Genomic DNA, 16,201 nt, shown 5'->3' with positions numbered 1-16,201 from the left:
ATGTTCATCGTGACTCCCCCTCCGGGACTGTTGCCAACACATCAGTCTGGCACCTAGATGCCGTAGGAGGGAGGAGTCCATTTCATTGCCCTACGGGTTGGAAAGGGGCGCCGCGGCATTGACCCGGCTCAGGGCGGTGGGCCCCCGGCCCGGCTAGAGTGCGGCGTTTTATCCACAACCGTCCCCACGCCATGCTCCAAGCTCCCGAACTGCTCTGCCCCGCCGGCTCCCTGAAAGCCATGCGCCACGCCTTCGCCTATGGCGCCGATGCCGTCTACGCCGGGCAACCGCGCTACAGCCTGCGGGTGCGCAACAACGAATTCGACCTGGCCAACCTGGCCATCGGCATCGCCGAGGCCCATGTCCTGGGCAAGCGCTTCTACCTGGTGGTGAACATCGCCCCGCACAACGCCAAGCTGAAGACCTTCCTGGCCGACCTGGAGCCGGTGCTGGCCCTGGGGCCGGATGCGCTGATCATGTCCGATCCCGGCATGATCATGCTGGTTCGCCAGCATTTCCCCACAGCCAACATCCACCTCTCGGTGCAGGCCAACGCCGTCAACTGGGCCAGCGTGGCCTTCTGGCGCGACCAGGGGCTGAGCCGGGTGATCCTCTCCCGCGAGCTGTCGCTGGAGGAGATCGGCGAGATCCGCGAGAAGGTCCCGGACATGGAGCTGGAGGTGTTCGTCCACGGCGCCCTGTGCATGGCCTACTCCGGGCGCTGCCTGCTGTCGGGCTACATCAACCGCCGCGATCCCAACCAGGGCACCTGCACCAACGCCTGCCGCTGGCAGTACCAGGCGCACCCGGCCCGGGAGGACGAACTGGGCCAGCTGGTGCGCGAGCCGACCCTCGGCGAAGGCGCGCCCACCGACGCGGTCTTCCTGCTGGAGGAAGGCAACCGCCCCGGCGAATTGATGGAGGCCCACGAGGACGAACACGGCACCTACATCATGAACTCCAAGGACCTGCGCGCCATCCAGCACGTGCAGCGCCTGGCCGAGATGGGCGTGCACTCGCTGAAGATCGAGGGCCGCACCAAGTCCCACTACTACGTGGCGCGCACCGCCCAGGCCTACCGCCAGGCCATCGACGACGCCGTGGCCGGCCGGCCTTTCGACCGCGGCCTGATGGACGAGCTGGAGTCCCTGGCCCACCGCGGCTACACCGAGGGCTTCCTGCGCCGCCACGTCCACGACGAGTACCAGAACTACCAGCACGGCAGCTCCCGCGCCGAGCGCCAGCAGTTCGTCGGCGAGTTCAGCGGCCAGCGGCGCAACGGCCTGGCCGAGGTGCGGGTGAAGAACCGCTTCGCGGTGGGCGACAGCCTCGAACTCATGACTCCGGGCGGGAACCGTACGCTGCGGCTGGAACGTCTGGAGAATGTTCGTGGTGAAGCCATCGAGGTCGCGCCGGGTGACGGGCACGTCGTGTATCTGCCGGTGCCGGAGGAGGTGGGGTTGGATTATGGGTTGCTGATGCGGGATCTGGTGGAACGGCCGGCGAAGGCGGGGTGTGGGGGGAGTTGTGGTTGCGGAGGCTCTTCGTAGGAGCGAGCTTGCTCGCGAACGGGACTTCGCCGGTAATCTCGGCGCTTGATCTGAAGAGCACCCTCTCCCTAACCCTCTCCCTGAAGGGAGAGGGGATCGTTCGGCGTGCGTGGGTATTCCTGAGTCAGCCGGCAACTCCGCAGGTTTCAGGTGAAACCACACCCTCTCTCGGCACGGACTAGCCCCCTCTCCCTTCAGGGAGAGGGCTGGGGAGAGGGAACGGAGTCAATCCAAGGCTCCGTTGCAACCGGCAAACCCCGTTCGCGAGCAAGCTCGCTCCTACAACCAAACCCCACCCCACCAACTCACGGATTCTGCAAAAACACCACATACCCGCGGAACCACGGGCTGCGCTCCAGGTAGGCCGGCGCCTGCCACTGCCCGTACTGCGCCAGGCCAATGCGGAACGGCAGCTGCAGGCGCGCCACCCTGGGCAGGTAGCGCTCGTAGTCGGGGATGGTCCGGCGGCCCTGGTAGGTCTGCACCACCACCTCGTCCACCACGTCCCTGAGCTGGTTGATGGTCGCCGGCTCCGCGTTGCTGCTCCAGTCCAGCAGGCCGGTGATGCTCAGGCGGTACTCGATGGGCAGGCGCTGGCGGAAGTCGCGCAGGAAGGCCACGTATTCGTCGAGGTAGCGGGTGCGTGCGTCGAAGTCGATCTGCACGCCCAGCAGCGGGTTGCCGGCGCGCTGCCAGCGGCGCAGCTGGGCCAGCAGGGTCGCGTAGCTGTCCTCGCTCCAGCGCAGGCTGTGGGCGCGGTAGACCAGCCAGACCTGGCCCGTGCGCAGGCGCGGCATGGCGATGCCCTGGGCGTGCAGGCGCGCCGGCTGCCCGGGGGCGCCGCGCGGGGCGCTGACCTGGCCCTGCAGCACGTAGAGGGTGCGCGCCTGGCGCAGCACCGGCTGGGCCTGCACCCCGCCCCACAGCCAGAAGGCGTCGTAGTCGGCGGCGTCGACCACCCCGGCGCGGGCCGTGGCGCCCCACAGCGCCAGCAGGCCCAGCGCCAGGCTCTTCGCGGCCAGGCCCATGGCGGCGCTACCAGTAGTACTTCAGCGATTTCGACCAGGGCGTGTCGGCGTACTGCGTCTTCAACGTGCGGAACCAGCGCTTGCGCTGCGCCGGGGCGATGTCCTGCCTGCCGCAGCCGTTGTAGCCGCTGGGGGCGTAGCAGTTGATGGCGCGGTACAGCGCGTAGGCCTTGTCGTCGCTGCCGGCCTGCGCGTCGGCGATCACCTTCAGGTAGCCGTCCAGGCGCGAGTAGGGCTCGCCCTCGAACAGCGACGGGCTGCCGCCCAGTTCGCGCACGCCGGGCTGGTTGTCCAGCGGGAAGCTGTCGAGGTTGTTGCGCAGGATGAACTCGCCGAAGCAGTTCAGCGCCTGCGGCGGCTGCGGCGCCTGCTGCAGGGCCAGGGCAAGGTCGCGCAGCGCCGGGCAGTCGTAGCCGGAGCTGCCCTTGCCGCCTGGCCACTGGAACAGGCTCAGCGGCTGCCCGCCGCCATAGACGAAGCCCAGGCTCGCGCTCAGCGGCTTGGTCGAGGGTTCGGCCGGCAGCAGCGCGAGGTCGTTGACGAAGTTGGCGTAGCGGCCGTGCAGCAGGTCCTTGTACAGCAGGGTGAAGAGCGCGGTGTCGCGTTCCTCGGCCGGCGCCGTCTCGGACTTCACCTGCTGGCGCAGCAGCTCGGGGCCGGCGATGTGGCGCAGCAGCAGCTCGCGGATGGCCGGGGTGCGCACCGGCGAGTTCTCGGCATAGACCTTCACCAGGCGGTCGCTGCGCTCGTAGTTGAAGGCCAGCGCCAGTTCCAGCTGCTCGCGCTGCAGCGGCTGGTGGGCCAGCGGCAACAGCTGCAGCCACAGCTTCTCCGCGCCCAGCCAGTCGTTGCCGGCCTCCAGGGCGAAGCCGCGCAGGGTCTGCTGGCTGAAGGCGAGGTAGTCGAGCTTCTGCGGCAGGGCCTTGGGCAGTTGTTCGGCGGCCTTGCCCGGCTGTTCCTCGACGTACAGCTGCCAGGCCGCCAGCAGGTAGTCGTGCAGCCCCGGCAGGTCGGCGAACAGCGGTTTCTGCGCCTGCAGCCCGGGCAGGTCAAGGGCGCGGCCCTCGCCGGCCTCGTGGTGACGCATCTGCATCAGGTCGAGCACCGCCAGCAGGCGCGGGTTCTTGACCTCCGCCGGGTGCGCGCTGACCAGCAGCTTGTTGTCCACCTCGGCGATCAGCTGGGCCTGGTCGGCGTTGCCCTGGGCCGCTTCGGGCTGGGCGAACAGCCAGGCGTATTCCGCGGCCAGGCGCCCGGGGTCGTTCATCAGCCAGTACACGCGGCGCATCAGGCCCTTGGCCGAAGTGGCATAGCGGCCCTGTGGATAAGCCTGCAGGTAGGCCTTGAAGTCGCTCTCGGCGACCTTCAGCGCAGCCTGGTCGACCTTGCGCAGGTCGGGGTAGCCCATGTCGTCGAAGGCGTTCTGCTGCGCCTGGTTGAGCTGGCTGCGGCCGAGCATGTAGCGCGCCGTCTCGCGCAGCCAGGGCAGGCGGCTGTCGCGCAGGGCCTGGAAGTTCTTGCGCGCGGCCGGGAAGTGGCCGCTGTAGAAGGCGGCGATGCCCTGCAGGTAGCCGGCGAACTCGCGCCCGCCGGGGGAGTCCACGTCGCCGGGGAGCAGGCCGGCGAGCTGCGCCTCGTCCCACTGGCAGCCCTGCAGCAGGGCCAGGCGCGCCCGCGCCAGGCTCTGCCGCTCGGCCGGCGGCAGGTCGGCGGCGAGCAGCTGGGCGAGGAAGTCCTGGGCGGTGGCCGGGTTGTTGCTGCGGCAGCGGCTGCCCTCGCCGCTGGCGAAGCGCTCGCCCTCGGCCGGCACCGCGTCCGCCGGCAGGCCGATGCGCACCGCCAGCTCCGCCAGGGGCGCCGCCGGCTTGGCCTCGGCGGCCGTCGCGGCCTCCGGGGCCAGGGGCTCGTCGAACAGGCGCGTCAGCGGGAAGGGCACCAGGCCGTAGCCCAGCTGCTGCTCGTCATCGGACAGCGCCTTGACCGGCAGGCTGGCGCGGCCGGTATCGGCCAGCAGCAGTTGCAGGTTGACCCGGCTGTCGTTGCCGGGGCTCAGGAACGGCAGGCTGTTGCACACGTCCAGTGTGTCGCGCTTGAGGTTCCAGCTCGGATAGCAGGAATCGTCGCTGCTGGCGTAGGCCTGCTGCGCGGCAAGCACGCCGAAGGTGAGAGCCAGGAGGGGGAGTCCACGCGGGCGCATGCAAGGTCCTTGTCCGTTGGAGCCCGCGCCTTGGCGCGGGAGGTTCGCTCTTTGGGCTGGAATCTTACCTCGGCGCACCGGCACTTGCCGCATTCCCACAGGCTTTGAAGGAAAAACCTGACAGCGCGCTGCGGCAGATTGTCCAGCTGCGCCGCTATTTGCTGCGGCGCAAAGAAGGTTTTCGCCCGAAGGGGTTCCCTGTGGACAACGCAATCTCGTCCATTAGGAGAAGTACCCATGGCTGACCTGGAAAAAATGCCTTTCTCGCGCCGTAGCCTGCTCGCCGGAGCCGTCGCGCTCGGCGTCGCCGGTTCGGTCCTCGGCAGCGGTCTGGCCTTCGCCAAGGAGTCGGCGCCGCTGCAGACCGGGCCGGCGCCGGACCTGTCGAAGCTGGCCAGGAGCAAGGTCGAGCTGCTCGCTCCGCCCTTCGTCCATGCCCACGAACAGCGCACCAGCGCCAAGCCGCGGGTGGTGGAGTTCCGCATGGTCATCCAGGAGAAGGACCTGATCATCGACGACGACGAAACCCACATCCACGCCATGACCTTCGACGGCTCGGTGCCCGGGCCGCTGATGGTGGTGCACCAGGACGACTACGTCGAGCTCACCCTGGTCAACCCGGCCAGCAACAGCATGGCCCACAACATCGACTTCCACGCCGCCACCGGCGCCCTGGGCGGCGGCTCGCTGACCATCGTCAACCCCGGCGAGCAGGTCAAGCTGCGCTTCAAGGCCACCCGCCCCGGCGTGTTCGTCTACCACTGCGCGCCCGGCGGGATGATGATCCCCTGGCACGTGGTCTCGGGCATGAACGGCGCGATCATGGTGCTGCCGCGCGACGGCCTGAAGGACCGCGACGGCCGCCCGCTGAAGTACGACAAGGTGTTCTACATCGGCGAGCAGGACTTCTACGTGCCGCGCGACAAGGACGGCAAGTTCAAGCGCTACGCCACGCCCGCCGAGAGCTTCAACGACACCATGGAGACCATGAAGGGGCTGATCCCCAGCCACGTGGTGTTCAACGGCCGGGTCGGCGCCCTGACCGGCAAGAACGCGCTGACCGCCAAGGTCGGCGAGACCGTGCTGATCGTCCATTCCCAGGCCAACCGCGACACCCGCCCGCACCTGATCGGCGGCCACGGCGACCACGTCTGGGCCACCGGCAAGTTCGGCAACCCGCCGGAGGAAGGCCTGGAGACCTGGTTCATCCCCGGCGGCGCCGCTGGCGCGGCGTTGTACACCTTCCGCCAGCCGGGCCTGTACGCCTACCTCAACCACAACCTGATCGAAGGCGTGGCCCTGGGCGCCACCGCGCACTTCCAGGTCGAGGGGCAGTGGGATTCCGACCTGATGAGCCAGGTCGAACCGCCCTCCCCCATCAAGTGACGCCACCGGCCGGCCCGCGAGGGCCGGCCCCGCCACGAGGGAACACCCATGCGCAAGGCGCTGACCATCGCCCTTCCGCTGCTGCTGGTGGCCATCGCCCTGGGCGCATGGCTGCCGCGCACCGACCCGGGCCTGGCGCCGGAGACCGTCAGCCTGACGCCACGGGAATACCGCTTCCGCCCCGCCGGCGACTACTGGCGCGACGCCCGCCCGGTGGATGCGCCGCTGCGTAGCGAACGCCTGGCGCCACGCTTCGCGGTGATGAAATACCAGGTCAGCCAGGTCGAATACGCCCGCTGCGTGGACGCCGGCGACTGCCTGGCGCTGGAGGGCCAGGCCGCCGCCCCCGGCGAAGACCTGCCGCTCACCGGCGCCAGCCTGCTGGATGCGCAGCGCTATGCCGACTGGCTGTCGAAGCGCACCGGCCAGCGCTGGCGCCTGCCCAGCGACGCCGAATGGGCGTTCTTCGCCGGCTCGCGCTGGGCCGACGACGCCCTGCGCATCGACGACGACGGCCGCAACCCGGCGCGCCGCTGGCTGGCGCGCTACCGCTTCGAGGCCGCGGCGGCCAGCGAAGGCCCGGCCCGGGCGCAGCCGCGCGGCAGCCACGGCCTCAACGAACTGGGGGTGGCGGACCTTGCGGGCAACGTCTGGGAATGGACGCAGAGCTGCCACACGCGGGTCAACCTGGATGCCGGCGGCACGGAAAAGACCCGCGTCGAAGCCTGCTCGATCCGCATCGCCGAGGGCCGCCACCGCGCCGCCATCAACGAATTCGTCCGCGACGCCCGCGGCGGCGGCTGCAGCGCCGGGCAGCCGCCGGACAACCTGGGCTTCCGCCTGGTCAGAGAGCTGCCTTGACTTGATCCCACTCAAGTTTCGCCACAGCGCGATGCAGGTATGCTGCGGCGGGCCCCAGGGAATCCTGACCGTGAGCGACAAGCCACCGATCAACCGCGCCTGGCTGGCGAACCTGCCGCCGTTCGCCAACTGCACCCGCGAGGAACAGGACGACATCCTTCGCCCGGCCAGCGTGCTGCCGCTGCACTGCGGCGCCACGGTGTTCGAGCAGGGCGAGCCGGCCGAGGCCTTCTACCTGCTGGTCCACGGCCGCCTCAAGGCCACCCAGGTGACTTGCGACGGCCAGCGCGTGCTGGTGCGCCTGGTCAACCCCGGCGACCTGTTCGGCTTCGTCCGCGCCCTGGGCCGCGAGGACTACCCCGCCACCGCCAGCGCCACCCAGGAAAGCCTGGCGCTGGCCTGGCCGACCGCGCTATGGGAGCCGCTGCTGGCGCGCCACCCCGGCTTCGCCCTGAACACCGTGCAGGCCATCGGCGTGCGCCTGCAGGAAGCCCACGTGCGCTTCTGCGAGCTGGCCACCGAGGAGGTCGAGCGCCGCGTCGCCCACGCCGTGCTGCGCCTGGTGCGCAACAGCGGCCGCGCGGAATCCGAGGGCGTGCGCATCGACTTCCCCGTCAGCCGCCAGGACATCGCCGAGATGACCGGCACCACCCTGCACACCGTCTCGCGCATCCTCAGCGCCTGGGAAGGGCGCGGCCTGGTGCGCGGCGGCCGGCAGAAGCTGCTGGTGCGCAACCCGCAGCAGCTGCTGCACATCGCCGAGGGCGACGACGAGCGGGAACCCGCGCACTGCGACGCTTGACCGCAATCAAGGAGCCCGGGGCCGCGCCCTTCCTAGACTGGCGCCAGCCCCCACACCGACTCCCGAGGCCGCCGCCATGCACGACAACCTGACCGAACGCACCCTCAGCGACCTGGCCTGCAGCCTGCCCGGCAGCACCAGCCTGCTGCGCGACTACAAGCTGGACTTCTGCTGTGCCGGCCAGCGCAGCCTGCGCGAGGCCGCCAGCGAACTGGGCCTGGACGCCGAACGCATCGCCAGCGAACTGCGCGCCCTGCGCCCGGCCAGCGAAGAACGCGACTGGCGCCAGGCGAGCAACACCGAGCTGATCGAACACATCCTCGAACGCTACCACCAGCGCCATCGCCAGCAGTTCCCCGCGCTGCTGCCGCTGGCCCGGCGCGTGGAGCGCACCCACGCCGCGCACCCGCACTGCCCCCACGGCCTGGTGGCGCTGCTGGAACAGATGCAGGAAGAGCTCGAGTCGCACATGTGCAAGGAAGAGAACATCCTGTTCCCCTGGCTGAGCCAGGGCGTGCCGCTGCTGCACGTGCAGGGGCCGATCGGGGTGATGCGCCACGAGCACGACGAACACGCCCAGAGCCTGGCCGCGCTGGCCGAGCTGACCGACGACCTGACCGCCCCGGCCAACGCCTGCACCAGCTGGCGCGCGCTCTACGCCGGGCTGGAGGAGCTGCGCCGCGACCTGATGCAGCACATCCACCTGGAAAACAACCTGCTGTTCGTCGGCGCCAACCGGCCGCAATGACCATTCATCGGCCGGAGCCCGGCGTGACAGCATGCCTCACCCCCCAAGCCGGGCATGGCGAGCATACTGACCGGATACCCACGGTTCAGGAAAGCTCCGCCATGCAGTCCCAGCGCGTCCACCAGCAGATCCTGCGCGGGCACCACCTGTTCGATGCCCTCGACGAGGCGCAGCTGGAACAGTTGCTCGCCACCTGCCAACTGCTCAACCTCGACAAGGGCGACAAGCTGTTCCACCAGGGCGAGCCGGCCCACGCCTTCTTCTTCGTGATATCCGGCGCGGTGAAGATCTTCCGCCTGACCCCGGAGGGCCAGGAGAAGGTCCTGGAAGTGGTGGTCGGCCGGCAGACCTTCGCCGAGGCCATGATGTTCATGGACACCCCGGACTACGTCGCCTCGGCCCAGGCGCTGGAGCCGACGCAGGTCTACCGCTTCGCCAACCGCACCTACCTGGAGCTGCTGCACAGCAACCCGCAGCTGCCCTTCGCCCTGCTCGGCACCCTGTGCATCCGCCTGCACCGGCGGATCAACGAAATCGAGACGCTGTCGCTGAAGAACTCCACCCACCGGGTGGTGCGCTACCTGCTGACGCTGCTCAACCGCCACGGCGACGCCGACCTGCGCTTCGAGCTGCCGATGGCCAAGCAACTGGTGGCCGGGCACCTGTCGATCCAGCCGGAAACCTTCTCCCGCGTGCTGCGCCGGCTGATCGACGAGCGCATCATCGACCTGCAGGGCCGCACCGTCCAGGTCCTGGCCCCGCTGCGCCTGGAGCAGTTCGAGTAGGCATGCGCCAGTGCCTGTACTGCCAGCAGTCCAGCGCCGACGACCAGGCCGACTGCCCGCACTGCGGCATGCCGCTGCCGGTCGCACAGGCCCAGGCTAGGCAGAAGCGGCTGCGCCGGTTCAAGCTGTTCTGCGTCGTCCTCGCGGTGTTCTGCGTGGCGATGGCGGTCTGGTTGCCGCGTTAGGCGTCCCGAAGCCGGCCTGCCGGCCGGATCGCGGATGAATCCGCTCCTACGCTGTTTTCTGGGTTCCCGCGTTCGCGGGAACCCAATAGACAGCCGAATGCTTCTCGTAGGAGCGAGCTTGCTCGCGAACGGGGCTTGCCGGTGGCGCAAGCGTTGGGCTCAAGAGCGCCCTCTCCCCAACCCTCTCCCGCAAGCGGGAGAGGGGGCTGTCCCGAGTGGCCGGAACATCCGGAGCCATCCTGATACGCCCGGCTACGAGGTGCTTTTCGTAGGAGCGAGCTTGCTCGCGAACGGGGCTTGCCGGTGGCGCAAGCGTTGGGCTCAAGAGCGCCCTCTCCCCAACCCTCTCCCGCAAGCGGGAGAGGGGGCTGTCCTGAGCGGCCGGAACATCCGGTCGCGAACGGGTCTCGCTGCGGGGGTTGGTTTGCGAGCAAGAACTAGGTGTCCCCCTCACTCCTACAACGGGCTGTCCACCGCCTCACTCGCCATGTCGTTCCCCTGTAGGAGCGCGCCCTGCGCGCGATTCGCGGGCAGGGCCCGCTCCTACAATGGTGTACGGTTTCACTCGCGGCGGCGGGTCAGTTGGCGGTAGAGCTGCGGCAGGCGCAGCGGCAGCTGGGCCGGGTCGCGCAGCATCAGGTAGCCCTGGTGGCCGAACAGGTGCGGCAGGTAGTCCGCCGCCTCGCGGTCGATGGTCAGGCAGAACGGCAGCACCCCGGCGCGGCGGGCTTCCAGCACCGCCTGGCGGGTGTCCTCGATGCCGTAGCGGCCCTCGTAGCAATCCAGGTCGTTGGGCTTGCCGTCGGTGAGGATCAGCAGCAGGCGCTGGCGCTCGCCGCGTTCGAGCAGCAGTTGCGTGGCCCGGCGGATGGCCGCGCCCATGCGCGTGTAGTAGCCCGGCCGCAGCGCGCGGATGCGCCCGCGCACGGCGTCGCCATGGCGTTCCTCGAAGCTCTTCAGCTGGGTCAGGCGCACGTGGTGCCGGCGCAGCGAGGAAAAGCCGTACAGCGCGAAACGGTCGCCCACCGCCTGCAGCGCCTCGCCGAACAGCAGCAGGCTGTCGCCGATCAGGTCGATGACGCGGTGGCGATCGTCCAGGTGCGCGTCGGTGGACATCGACAGGTCGGCCAGCAGCAGGCAGGCCAGGTCGCGGCGGGTCTGCCGGCGCTCGAGGAACAGGCCGGTCTCGGCGCAGGCGCCCAGGCGCCGCTCGACGCTGAAATCCAGCCAGGCCTGCAGGTCCGGCTCGCTGCCCTGGGGCTGGCGGCGCAGCCACTGCGGCTGCTGGCGCAGGCCTTCGAACTGCCGGCGCAGGCGCCGGGCGATGGGCACGAGCGCGTCCGGCAAGGGCGCCGGCGTGGCGTCGCGCGGCAGCATCGGTTGCAGGCAGACGTGGTCGGGCAGCAGGCACTGGCGCCGGTAGTCCCATTCCGGCAGGCGGATGCCCTCGCTCAGCGGCAGGTCGTCGTACTCGGCCGCCGGCAGGTCGAGGTCCAGGCGCAGGCCGCCGCCCTTGCGCTGGCGTTGCCGGGACAGGCTCAGGTGGTCGAGGTCCTCGGCCACCCGCGCGGCGTCCAGGTCCTCGCTGTCGTCGCCGGCGCGGTCCAGTTCGACGTGCTCGGACCAGCTGAACAGGTTCTCCAGGCGGAACAGCAGCAGGCCGCCGCGCCCCGGGTCCTGTTTGGTGCGCTCGCCACGCTTGCGGGCGATGCCGTTGCGGGCGTCGCCCGTCGGCCTGCCCTGCTCGTCGCCGTCGACCAGCTCGGTGCGCTGCGGCGCCGCCAGTTGCTGCGGCGGATACAGCCACAACGGCAACGGCCAGGGTGCGCGTTCGCTGCGCGGCAGGCGGAGGACGCTGCCCGGCTCGCGCAGGGCCTGGCGCAGCGCGCGCTCCAGCACCGCCTCGGCCGGCGGCAGCTGGGCCGGGTCCGGGCGCAGCGGCAACAGCGCCTCCACCAGCCGCTGGTAGCGCGGGCGCAGCAGCGGGTAGCGCTGCAGCACGGCGAGGGTCCAGGCCTGGTTGTCGCCGGCCCAGTGCCGCAGCGGCTGGCTGTGCGCCGCGAGCAGCGCCAGCCAGCGGTAGAGTTCGCGGTTCAGTTGCGCATCCGGGTAGACCGCCAGGCTGGGCGGCAGGCGCAGGGAGTCGGCGTCGAACCAGGCCACCGGCAGCTGCTGGCAGGTGCCGGCCACCTGTTGCAACAGGCTGCGGCGCACCAGCAGTTCGCGCGGGCTGGCCGCCTCCACGCCGACGCCGGCCTCGCCGCCGGTGCCGCGGAACAGCAGCAGCAGGCTGCGGCGGACCTCGTCCAGGCTCACCGCCGCGTCCTCGAACGTCGGGCTCGCGCGGCGGGTGATGAAGCGGTGCCAGGCGCGGCCGAAGCCTTCCTCCAGTTCCAGGTGAATGGTCATCGCGGCCTCGCGAAAAAAAGGGCCCGCTGCCAGGCAGACGGGCCCCGGGGGAGGGAACTCAACCGGCCTGCTGCGCGACGCCGACCGTCAGCCGGCCGCGCTGGCGGAAGCTCAGCAGGTAGCAGATCAGCCCGATGAAGAAGCCGAAGCCGGCGTACAGGCGCAGCCAGAAGAACACCTTCAGCTGGTCCACCGTGGCCATGAACGGCATGGCCGCGCCGTCGGCCGGCATCCGCTGCAGCCACACTTGCACCACGCCGGCGGCGGTCAGCAGCAGGGTGATCAGCAGCATGGAGATGGTCATCAGCCAGAAGGCCCAGATCTCCAGGCTCTGCGCCCGGGCGTCGGCGGCTTCGCCTATCCCGCGCAGGCGCGGCATGGCGTAGCTGATCAGGGTGATCACGATCATCACGTAGGCGCCGTAGAACGCCAGGTGGCCGTGGGCGGCGGTCAGCTGGGTGCCGTGGGTGTAGTAGTTCACCGGGGCCAGGGTGTGCAGGAAGCCCCACACGCCGGCGCCGAGGAACGCGGTCACCGTGGTGCCCAGGGCCCAGAGCGAGGCGGCCTTGTTCGGGTGCTCGCGGCGACGGCGGCGCACCATGTTGAAGGCGAACAGCACCATGGCGAAGAACGGCAGCGGTTCAAGGGCCGAGAAGATCGAGCCGAGCCACAGCCACACGCCCGGCGCGCCGATCCAGAAGTAGTGGTGGCCGGTGCCGATGATGCCGGTGATCAGGGCCATGGCGATGATCACATAGAGCCACTTCTCCACCACCTCGCGGTCGACGCCGGTGACCTTGATCAGCACGAAGGCCAGCATCGAGCCCATGATCAGCTCCCACACGCCTTCCACCCACAGGTGCACCACCCACCACCAGTAGTACTTGTCGCGGGCCAGGTTCTCCGGATTGTAGAAGGAGAACAGGAAGAACACCGCAAGGCCCACCAGGCCGGTCATCATCACCACGCTGACCACCGTCTTGCGGCCTTTCAGCAAGGTCATGCCGATGTTGTAGAGGAAGCCCAGGGCGACCACGACTATGCCCAGCTTGGTGATGGTCGGCTGTTCGAGGAACTCCCGGCCCATGGTCGGCAGCAGCTCGTTGTGGGTCAGCTTCGCCAGCCCCGCGTAGGGCACCAGCAGGTAGCCGAGGATGGTCAGCACGCCGGCGATGGCGAACACCCAGAACAGCAGGATCGCCAGTTTCGGGCTGTGCAGCTCGCGGTCAGCCTCCTCCGGCACCAGGTAGTAGGCCGCGCCCATGAAGCCGAACAGCAGCCAGACGATCAGCAGGTTGGTGTGCACCATGCGGGCGACGTTGAAGGGGATGGCCGGGAACAGGAAGTCGCCGACCACGTACTGCATGCCCATGACCAGGCCGAAGACGATCTGCCCGACGAACAGCATCAGGGCGAACACGAAGTACGGCTTGGCCACCGCTTGCGAAGCGAATTTCAGATGGGGATTGCCCGGGTTCATGCTCAACCCTCCTTGTTCGGCGGCCATTTGTTGGTATCGATCTTCGAGGTCCAGCGCAGGAAGGCCGCCAGGTCCGCCACCTCCTGGTCGCTGAGGTGGAACTGCGGCATCTGCCGGCGCCCGGGGATGCCCAGCGGCTGCATCTTCATCCAGGCGGCGAGGAAGCTGTCGAAGGCGGCGTCACCGCCGCGGCGGCCGATCACGTTGCCCAGCTCCGGCGCGAAGTAGGCGCCCTCGCCCAGCAGCGAATGGCAGCCGACGCAGTTGTTCTGTTCCCACACCAGCTTGCCGCGCACCACCGACTCGGTCAGCTCGGCCTGGTTGGTGCGTTTGGGGAAGGTGGTTTCGGTGTGATAGGTCAGGGCGAGAAACACCAGGAAGAAGAAAACGCCTCCCCCCAGGTAGATGTTCCTCGCCATGCCCTTGGTGAAGGTGTCTGACATGGGGTCCTCCTCGGTCTCGATTTGCGGCCATTCTAGGAAGGCCCCCGGGCCGATCCGCTTGATGGCGATCAAGAAAGACCAATGCTTCCTGTCAGGTATTTATTTTCAGGGAAATCAGTAGCTTGCGTGGACGGCCAGAAGGAGCACGGCGAGCGCCAGCGGCCAGCCGAGCAGCAGCCGGCGCCACAGCGCCGGGCCGTGGCCCAGCTCCATGAAGCGCAGCACGATGAGCCAGGCCTTGCCCAGCGCCAGCAGCAGGATGCTCGCCACCGGCAACAGCGCGCTGGCTGCGTGGTTGCCGAGCCAGATGCCGGCCAGCGCCAGTGGCACCAGCAACGCCCAGGCCAGGGCCAGCGACCTCATGGCAGCGGCGCCAGCACGTAGACCAGCGGGAACAGCATCACCCACACCAGGTCCACCATGTGCCAATACAGCGCCCCGGACTCCAGCCCGCCGAGGGCGCCCTGGGCATAGGCGCCGCGCAGGCAGCGCAGAGCCATCCAGCCGAGGATCACCAGGCCCAGCCAGACGTGCAGGAAGTGGAATCCGGTGACCAGCCAGAACAGCGTGAAGAAGGTGCTGTGCTCCAGGTCCAGCCCGCGCTGCGCCAGGTGCAGGTATTCGCCGGCCTTCAGCCAGACGTGCAGCAGGCCCAGCGCCAGCGCCGCCAGCAGCAGCAGGCCGGCGCGGCGCTGGCAGCCACGGCGCACCAGCTCCACCGCGGCGGCGGCGAGGAAGCCGGCGGTCAGCAGGCTCAGCGTCAGGGCCAGGCCCAGGGACAGGTCCAGCGCCGCGCGGCCGGCGCGGAAGCCCTCGGCATCCAGGCGCTGGGCCACGGCGAAGACCAGGATGAGGATGGCGAAGACGCTCAGCTCGGCGAGGATGAACAGCCACATCGCCAGGTCGCCCGGCAGGCGCCGGGTGTCGGCCAGGGCCTCAGGCGAAGTGGACATCGACCAGGTCCATCAGCGCGGCGACGGTGCCCTCGTCGTCGGACAGCGGCTCGGCCAGCCCGGCGCGGCAGGCCTCGCGCGGCGCCAGCCCGGCGTGGATCAGCCGCGCGGTGAGCACCAGCAGGCGCGTCGAGCAGACTTCCTCCAGCTCCTGCCGCCCCAGGCGGCGCAGGGCCACGCCCAGCTGCGCCAGGCGCTGGGCCAGCTCCATATCGACGTTGGCCTCGCGGGCGATGATGCCCGCCTCCACCTCCGCCGCCGGGTAATCGAAGCGCAGCGCCACGAAGCGCTGGCGGGTGCTGGGCTTCATGCCCTTGAGCAGGTTCTGGTAGCCGGGGTTGTAGGACACCACCAGCATGAAGCCGGGCGGCGCCACCAGCGATTCGCCGGTGCGCTCGATGAACAGCTCGCGGCGGTCGTCGGCCAGCGGGTGCAGCACCACCACCGTGTCCTGGCGCGCCTCGACCACCTCGTCGAGGTAGCAGATGCCGCCCTCGCGCACCGCGCGGGTCAGCGGGCCGTCCTGCCACCAGGTGCCGTCGCTGCCGATCAGGTGGCGGCCGACCAGGTCCGCCGCCGACAGGTCGTCGTGGCAGGCCACGGTGTACAGCGGCCGGCCCAGGCGCTGGGCCATGTGCTGGACGAAGCGCGTCTTGCCGCAGCCGGTCGGCCCCTTGATCAGCACCGGCATGCCTTGCGCCGCGGCTTCGCCGAACAGCGTCACCTCGTTGCCGCTGGGCTGGTAGAAGAGCGGAAGTTCCTGGGCGGGTGCGTTCATGAGCGGGGGTTCTCCATCGGGTTCCACGGCTTGGCACGCTAGCCAGCGCGACGATCCGCCTCAAGCGCCGCGCCGGCAGTTCTTGATTCCCATCAAGCGTTTGCGCCATGGGCCCCTCCTAGAATCGCAGCCATCGCCGGGGGGACGCCGGCACCTGGATCCGGCGCTGCGGCGCCAAGCCTGCGAGGAAAGAGAACCATGAACAAAGCAATGGCCGCACTGCTGGCCGCCGGGTTGCTGGCACAGGCGCCAGCCTTCGCCAGCAGCGCCGAGGACCTGTTCAAGGCCAAGGCCTGCGTGGCCTGCCACACGCTGGACAAGAAACTGGTGGGTCCGGCCTTCCATGACGTGGCGAAGAAGTACGGCGACCAGTCCGACGGCGTGGCCCACGTGATGCACAGCATCCGCAAGGGCAGCCAGGGCGTCTGGGGCGCGATGCCGATGCCGCCCAACCCGGTCAGCGAAGAGGAGGCCAAGACCCTTGCCGAGTGGATAGTCACGCTCAAATGATCCACTGCTGAGGAGAGCAAATCCGATGGCCGCCGCGCAGGACGCCCACTGGAACACGGGGCCCGACACCGTCCGGTACTGCGTCG

The 16,201-nt window shown here is 69.5% G+C and carries 16 protein-coding genes; 8 read left to right on the top strand and 8 right to left on the bottom strand.

Annotated elements, in window-relative coordinates; genetic code table 11:
• Positions 1-191 precede the first annotated feature (191 nt).
• Positions 192-1,550 carry a prephenate-dependent tRNA uridine(34) hydroxylase TrhP gene (trhP, locus tag CHC02_RS24240; RefSeq protein WP_089393958.1) on the top strand — a complete coding sequence of 453 codons (1,359 nt, stop codon included), beginning with the start codon at positions 192-194 and terminating at the stop codon, positions 1,548-1,550.
• 305 nt (positions 1,551-1,855) lie between these two features.
• On the opposite strand, the gene CHC02_RS24235 is transcribed toward trhP, so the two are convergent.
• Entirely contained in the window at positions 1,856-2,578 is a 723-nt protein-coding gene (locus tag CHC02_RS24235) for a DUF3142 domain-containing protein (protein ID WP_089393957.1), read from the bottom strand.
• A gap of 7 nt (positions 2,579-2,585) precedes the next feature.
• Positions 2,586-4,775: a PA5441 family protein gene (locus CHC02_RS24230; RefSeq protein ID WP_089393956.1), complete on the bottom strand. Its 2,190-nt coding sequence runs from the start codon at positions 4,773-4,775 to the stop codon at positions 2,586-2,588.
• Positions 4,776-5,012: 237 nt separating this feature from the next.
• Here CHC02_RS24230 and nirK point away from each other — a divergent pair, with 237 nt between their 5' ends.
• The 6 genes from nirK (at position 5,013) to CHC02_RS24200 (ending at position 9,542) form a co-directional block, all read left to right on the top strand.
• Positions 5,013-6,161 (top strand): copper-containing nitrite reductase, encoded by a 1,149-nt coding sequence (nirK, locus tag CHC02_RS24225; protein WP_089393955.1) that lies wholly within the window; start codon positions 5,013-5,015, stop codon positions 6,159-6,161.
• A 48-nt stretch (positions 6,162-6,209) separates the two neighbouring features.
• Positions 6,210-7,022, top strand: a complete 813-nt coding sequence (locus tag CHC02_RS24220) for an SUMF1/EgtB/PvdO family nonheme iron enzyme (protein ID WP_089393954.1) — start codon at positions 6,210-6,212, stop codon at positions 7,020-7,022.
• Between the two features lie 70 nt (positions 7,023-7,092).
• On the top strand, positions 7,093-7,824 hold the full coding sequence (locus CHC02_RS24215; protein ID WP_244160984.1) for a Crp/Fnr family transcriptional regulator: 732 nt from the start codon (positions 7,093-7,095) through the stop codon (positions 7,822-7,824).
• A gap of 76 nt (positions 7,825-7,900) precedes the next feature.
• Positions 7,901-8,572 carry an iron-sulfur cluster repair protein YtfE gene (ytfE, locus tag CHC02_RS24210; protein WP_089393953.1) on the top strand — a complete coding sequence of 224 codons (672 nt, stop codon included), beginning with the start codon at positions 7,901-7,903 and terminating at the stop codon, positions 8,570-8,572.
• A gap of 101 nt (positions 8,573-8,673) precedes the next feature.
• Positions 8,674-9,357 carry a Crp/Fnr family transcriptional regulator gene (locus tag CHC02_RS24205; RefSeq protein ID WP_089393952.1) on the top strand — a complete coding sequence of 228 codons (684 nt, stop codon included), beginning with the start codon at positions 8,674-8,676 and terminating at the stop codon, positions 9,355-9,357.
• 2 nt (positions 9,358-9,359) lie between these two features.
• Positions 9,360-9,542: a protein DnrP gene (locus CHC02_RS24200; RefSeq protein WP_089393951.1), complete on the top strand. Its 183-nt coding sequence runs from the start codon at positions 9,360-9,362 to the stop codon at positions 9,540-9,542.
• Between the two features lie 561 nt (positions 9,543-10,103).
• Here CHC02_RS24200 and CHC02_RS24195 read toward each other — a convergent pair.
• The 6 genes from CHC02_RS24195 to CHC02_RS24170 form a co-directional block, all read right to left on the bottom strand.
• The gene (locus CHC02_RS24195) at positions 10,104-11,951 is read right to left on the bottom strand and encodes a nitric oxide reductase activation protein NorD (RefSeq protein WP_089393950.1); all 1,848 of its coding nucleotides are present in this window, start codon (positions 11,949-11,951) and stop codon (positions 10,104-10,106) included.
• Between the two features lie 58 nt (positions 11,952-12,009).
• Complete coding sequence (locus CHC02_RS24190; protein WP_089393949.1) at positions 12,010-13,431, bottom strand: cbb3-type cytochrome c oxidase subunit I; 1,422 nt, start codon at positions 13,429-13,431, stop codon at positions 12,010-12,012.
• Positions 13,432-13,433: 2 nt separating this feature from the next.
• Positions 13,434-13,874 (bottom strand): c-type cytochrome, encoded by a 441-nt coding sequence (locus CHC02_RS24185; RefSeq protein ID WP_043314711.1) that lies wholly within the window; start codon positions 13,872-13,874, stop codon positions 13,434-13,436.
• A gap of 114 nt (positions 13,875-13,988) precedes the next feature.
• Complete coding sequence (locus CHC02_RS24180; RefSeq protein ID WP_009614890.1) at positions 13,989-14,237, bottom strand: cytochrome C oxidase subunit IV family protein; 249 nt, start codon at positions 14,235-14,237, stop codon at positions 13,989-13,991.
• Positions 14,234-14,827 carry a cytochrome c oxidase subunit 3 gene (locus tag CHC02_RS24175; RefSeq protein ID WP_089393948.1) on the bottom strand — a complete coding sequence of 198 codons (594 nt, stop codon included), beginning with the start codon at positions 14,825-14,827 and terminating at the stop codon, positions 14,234-14,236. The genes CHC02_RS24180 and CHC02_RS24175 overlap by 4 nt, the downstream gene beginning before the upstream one ends.
• The gene (locus CHC02_RS24170) at positions 14,811-15,605 is read right to left on the bottom strand and encodes a CbbQ/NirQ/NorQ/GpvN family protein (RefSeq protein ID WP_089393947.1); all 795 of its coding nucleotides are present in this window, start codon (positions 15,603-15,605) and stop codon (positions 14,811-14,813) included. Before CHC02_RS24170 ends, CHC02_RS24175 begins: the two co-directional genes overlap by 17 nt.
• Before the next feature lie 198 nt (positions 15,606-15,803).
• Between CHC02_RS24170 and CHC02_RS24165 the strand changes: the two genes are divergently transcribed.
• A complete protein-coding gene (locus tag CHC02_RS24165; RefSeq protein WP_089393946.1) occupies positions 15,804-16,115 on the top strand; it encodes a c-type cytochrome in 312 nt (103 codons plus the stop codon).
• Positions 16,116-16,201 lie beyond the last annotated feature (86 nt).

The sequence above is a fragment of the Pseudomonas delhiensis genome (assembly GCF_900187975.1).
GTDB classification, from domain to species: Bacteria; Pseudomonadota; Gammaproteobacteria; order Pseudomonadales; family Pseudomonadaceae; genus Pseudomonas; species Pseudomonas delhiensis.
The sequence above is the reverse complement of the archived record's forward strand: the minus strand, read 5'-3'. Positions and strand labels throughout refer to the sequence as shown.